This is a genomic window from Flavobacterium sp. HJSW_4 (assembly GCF_042436695.1).
Classification (GTDB): domain Bacteria; phylum Bacteroidota; class Bacteroidia; order Flavobacteriales; family Flavobacteriaceae; genus Flavobacterium.
On record NZ_JBHNPP010000079.1, the window covers coordinates 1 to 802 of the forward strand.

Annotated in this window: 1 protein-coding gene; it reads left to right on the forward strand. The window is 33.4% G+C overall.

Translation table 11 applies throughout. The features are described from left to right. Window positions 1-802 (forward strand): AMP-binding protein (locus ACE01P_RS24375; protein WP_379701662.1); only part of this gene is annotated, 802 nt, incomplete at both ends.

Sequence of the window (802 nt, forward strand, 5' to 3'; positions counted from 1 at the left end):
TCAACCCCATAATCTAGCATATGTTATCTATACATCAGGCTCAACTGGAGAACCTAAAGGGGTAATGGTGGAGCATAAAAATGTTGTTCGATTGGTTAAAAATGCTAATTATATCACTATAGATGAGACAGACAGTCTTCTTAGTTTGTCAAATTTTTCATTTGACGGTTCTATTTTTGATGCCTTTTATCCTCTTTTAAACGGAGCGACTCTAGTAATTTCTTTGCAAGAAACTTTTTTGAACTTACCTTCTTTAGGAAATCTGATAGAAAATAAAAGAATTTCAGCTTTTTTTATAACAACTGGGTTATTTAACAATTTGGTAGATATTGATTTTACTTCTTTTAAATATCTTAAATACGTTCTATTTGGAGGTGAACAAGTATCTGTGAGCCATGTTAAAAAATTCATGGAAAATTACCCTTCAGTTAGCTTAGTTCATTTATATGGGCCAACGGAAAATACCGTATTCTCTTCTTATTATGAAATAAAGAATATTCATGAAGATCAAAAAACCGTGCCAATAGGAAAAGGAATTTCAAATTCGATGTGCTATATCTTGAGTTCAAATAATCTCCCGCTTCCTATTGGTTCTGTTGGAGAAATTTGTGTTGGAGGTGACGGATTATCAAGAGGATACCTAAATAAACCGGAGCTGACAGCAGATAAATTTGTTGATAATCCATTCAGGCCTAAAGAGAAAATCTATAAAACGGGGGATTTAGGCAGATGGTTGGCAGATGGGAATATTGAATTTTTAGGCAGGAAAGACCATCAGGTTAAGATTAGAGGCTTTAGAATA